Annotated in this window: 3 protein-coding genes and 1 pseudogene; 1 reads left to right on the top strand and 3 read right to left on the bottom strand. The window is 70.9% G+C overall.

What is annotated here, in order from left to right:
• Positions 1-22 precede the first annotated feature (22 nt).
• The 3 genes and pseudogenes from AC08OU_RS23265 to AC08OU_RS23255 form a co-directional block, all read right to left on the bottom strand.
• A pseudogene (locus tag AC08OU_RS23265) lies at positions 23-784 on the bottom strand (acyl-CoA dehydrogenase family protein); the annotation flags it as partial.
• 41 nt (positions 785-825) lie between these two features.
• The gene (locus AC08OU_RS23260) at positions 826-2,112 is read right to left on the bottom strand and encodes a CaiB/BaiF CoA transferase family protein (RefSeq protein ID WP_476601769.1); all 1,287 of its coding nucleotides are present in this window, start codon (positions 2,110-2,112) and stop codon (positions 826-828) included.
• The gene (locus AC08OU_RS23255) at positions 2,109-3,089 is read right to left on the bottom strand and encodes an MmgE/PrpD family protein (RefSeq protein WP_476601770.1); all 981 of its coding nucleotides are present in this window, start codon (positions 3,087-3,089) and stop codon (positions 2,109-2,111) included. Before AC08OU_RS23255 ends, AC08OU_RS23260 begins: the two co-directional genes overlap by 4 nt.
• Positions 3,090-3,504: 415 nt before the next feature.
• Here AC08OU_RS23255 and AC08OU_RS23250 point away from each other — a divergent pair.
• Positions 3,505-4,068: MaoC family dehydratase (locus AC08OU_RS23250; protein WP_476605810.1), on the top strand; the 564-nt coding region annotated here is incomplete at its 3' end.

Here is a 4,068-nt window from a genome sequence, read left to right as displayed (position 1 = left end):
ACCCCGGTTAACTTCGAAGACCCGCGATACCGAGGGCGCGGGCGGCGACCTGAATCCGGCCGATCTCCAGGCCCTTCATAATCTGCGCGAATCCGCGGCCTTCCTCGCCGCCGAGCAGCGCATCGACGGGGGCATGGTAGTCATCGAAGGACAGTTCACAGCTTTCGACGCCCTTGTAGCCGAGTTTTGGCAGGTCTTTGGACACGGTGAACCCGTCGCCGGGTTCGACCAGCAGGATGCTGATGCCCTTGTGCCTGGGCTCGGCTTTCGGATCGGTCCTGCACAGCAGCGCGATCAGCTGGGAGCGGCGGGCGTTGGTGATCCACGTCTTCGACCCGTTGACCACGTAGTGCTCACCGGCGCGGCGGGCGCTGGTAGTGAGGGCCTGCAGGTCGGAACCGCCGCCGGGTTCGGTCAACGCCATCGTGGCGCGGATCTCACCGCTGGCCAGTGCGGGCAGATAACGCAGCTTCTGCTGCTCGGTGCCGAAGGTGAGGATGAGCGTGGAGACGACGGTGTGGCCACCCATCGCGCCGGCCAGGCTCATCCAGCCGCGGGCGAGCTGCTCGGTGACCTGGACGTAGCAGGGGGTGGAGACGGCAACCTCGCCGTAGGGTTCCGGAATGGCCAGGCCGAAGATGCCGAGCTTTTTCATCTGCTCGATGAGCTTCTCGGGATAGTCGTTGGCGTGTTCCAGGTCCCGGGCGACCGGGCGGACCTCCCGGTCGACGAAGTCGCGCACGGTGTCGACGATGGCTTGTTCTTCCGCGGTCAGGGTACTCACGCTGGGTCCTCTTTGAATGGGGGGCCGGAGGTCGGCGGAGGTCAGATGACGCCGTCGGCACGGAGCGCGGCGATGGCGGTATCGGTGCGGCCCAGGCTGCGCAGGATGGCGTCGGTGTGTTCGCCGAGGGCGGGAACGGGGTTCATCGCCGGGTCCAGGTCGGTGAGGGTGGCCGGGGGCAGGAGGGCGCCGATGTCGCCGCCGGGGGTGGCGACGGTGCGCCACCGGTCGCGGCCAGTCAAGACGGGGTGGTCGAGGAAGTGGGCGACGGAGTTCAGCCGGGCGTTGGCGATACCGGCTTTGGCCAGCAACGCCAGCACTGTGCCGGTGTCGAGCGTGGCGAATCGGTCCGCGATCACGCCGTTGAGGGCGTCGCGGTGGGCGACGCGCGCGGAGTTGGTCGCGAAGCGGTGGTCCTCGGCCAGGGCCGGGTCGTCGAGCACGATCCGGCAGAAGGCGTGCCATTCGCGTTCGTTCTGGATGGCCAGCAGCACCGTCTGGTCCTCGGCGGTGGTGAACGGGCCGTAGGGGGCGATGGTGGCGTGCTGAGCGCCGACCCGTGCCGGTTGCCGCCCGCCGTACCGGGTGTAGTAGGCCGGTGAACCCATCCACTCGGCGAGGGCCTCGAACAACGATACCTCGACCGCGGAGACCGCCCCCGTGGTGGCGCGCCGGTAGAGGGCAGTGAGGACGCCGGTGTAGGCGTACATGCCGGCGGCGATGTCGGCGACCGAGATCCCGGCCTTCGCCATCTGGTCCGGGCTACCGGTCAGCGACACGAGGCCGGTCTCGCACTGCACGAGCAGGTCGTAGGCTTTCCGGTCGGCCCAGGGCCCGTCGGTGCCGTAGCCGGAGATCGTGCAGGGGATCACCCGAGGGTGCCGGTCGGCCAGGGACGAGGCGTCGAGGCCGAGGCGAGCGGCGGCGCCGGGGCCGAGGTTCTGCACCAGCACGTCGGCCTCGGCCAGCAGCTCCTCCAGAACCGCGCGCCCCTCGGTGGTCTTCACGTCCAGGGTGAGGGATTCCTTGGAGCGGTTGAGCCACACGAAGTAGCTCGACTGGCCGTGCACCGACACGTCGTAGCGGCGGGCGAAGTCGCCGCCGTCGGGCCGTTCGATCTTGATGACCCGCGCGCCGAAATCAGCCAGCTGGCGGGTGGCGAACGGGGCCGCGACGGCCTGCTCCAGGCTGACCACGGTCACCCCGGCCAACGGCAGCGGGACGTGCGGCGAGGGGGATCGCTGCGAGGAGGATCGCGGCGCGGCGCCCGGCGTCGCGCCCGACTCGGGGCGGTGCTGCTGGTGCTCGGTTATGTGGTGCTCGGTCACGTCAGGCCGCTCCTTTGGCCAGGCAGGTGGTCTGCCAGCAGCGTCGCGGCACGCGCCCAGTCCAGTCCGGTCAGCAGCGCGGGAACGTCGGGGCCACAGTCGGCGATCTTGGCGCGCAGGTCCTGATCCGAAGGTGGCCGCCCGGGCGACCCGGGTGGCAGCCGCTGGCTCACCGAGTACCGGGCGCCACCGCTGAGGGTGAGCGTGATGTCGATGCGGCCGGAGAGCAGCCCGTCACCGCCGGGGGTCTCGGTGACGGCTACGAGCTGGAGCAGGCGCTGGGCTTCGAGTCGGGTCACGGCGAGGTCGGTGAAGCTCCCGAAGCCGGGATGAGGGTCCAGCAGCGCGGCGGCGATGGCATATTCCAGGCTGAACTTCCCCTGCAGCCCGGTGCGGGGCCGATGGTGGATCAGCGGCTGTACTGCGCCCGCGGGTGTGCTCACCTCGATCGCGGTGATGCCCGAGGCGACGGCGTCGGCAGGCAGGTGCTCGCGCAGCGCGCTGATCGGGCGTTGCAGTGCGTAGCAGCAGGGAAAAATCTTGATCGCCAGCCCGCCGGGCACCGCCGGGCCGGTCACGTCGATGCGGTCCGGGTCGCCGCCGACCAGTCGTAGCCATGCGTCCAGCGCGGTCGGATCCGCGGTAGCGCCGACGGCGGCCAGCCTCGCCGCCCGAACTCCCGCGTCGGCGGCGAAGCCGACCTGCAGGGACTTGCCGGCGGAACCGAATGCCCGCTGCACCCCGCCGGCCGCGGGAACCGAGAGCGCGATCGCCGTGGCGATCTGCTCGGTCGACAGGCCCAGCGCCACCGACGCGGACACGGCGGCGGCCGGCGCCCCGGCCGTACAGGTGGCGTGCCAGCCGCCGGCATAGTGCGACCAGCCCAGCCCAGCGCCGCCCCGAGCCGCGCCATCATCCCGGCTCCCGCCAGGTAGGCGCGGGCGTCCCCGCCGACGGCCAGCGTCGCGGGGACGCACACCACGCTGATGTGGGTGGTGGACTCCAGGTGCAGGTCGTCGAAATCCAGGACGTGCCCGACCGCCGCCCAGCGCGCCGCGTCCGGCAACCCGGCCGACAGCGCCACCAGATCGTCCTGCCGGGCGGCGAGCGTGACAGCCATCGTGTCGAGCAGTGAGCGCTGCGCCAGGTCGAGGTCCGCGGCACTCGGCACATAGTCGTGCGCCCACCGGGCCAACGTCTCGGCGGTCGATTCCATCCACAACTCCCGACTCTCGCCAGCGCGGGGCCACACCTGGATCGCCCGTGTTTCACACCTGGGTCGCCCGCGCCTGGGTCGCCCGTGCCCGCAGCGCACCTGCCCGCCCGAAAGATAATGTATGGCCAATAGTGATCGGTAACAGGCAGTGGGGACAGGCAGGGAGGAGCCGAGCGGTGGGCGGCGGCAGGTCGACGGCGGGGGCTGCCAGCCCGCTCGTCCCGGCGCAGGGTCCGTACTTCGAGTACCTGGCGGTCGGGCACGTGTTCGACGCCGCGCCGTCGGTCACGTTGAGCAGCGGGCACGCGGCGATGCACCAGGCGATCGTGGGCGATCGGCTGCGGCTGCCCCTGGACGACGGCTTGGCTCGCGCTGTGGCCGGGCGGTGGCCGGTTGCTCATCCCGCGTTGGTGTGGGATATCGCGATCGGGCAGTCGACGCTGGCGACGCAGCACGTGCGGGCCAACCTGTTCTACCGGGGTTTCGTGTTCCGCCGGTTCCCGGCGATCGCCGACACGTTGTCCACCACCACGGAGGTCGTCGGGTTGCGGCAGAACCGGCCCAGGCCGGGGCGCCGTCCGACCGGGCTGGCGGTCCTGCGGGTCCGTACGGTGGATCAGCAGCTGCGACCGGTGCTGGATTTCTGGCGCTGCGCGATGCTGCCCCTGGCCGACCCTGACGCGGACACCGGTCACCACGATGACCTCGACGAGGTCGGTGTACACCCCTCTCCGGCGGAC

It is taken from the genome of Frankia sp. CcMO1, from assembly GCF_977945845.1.
The sequence above is the reverse complement of the archived record's forward strand: the minus strand, read 5'-3'. Positions and strand labels throughout refer to the sequence as shown.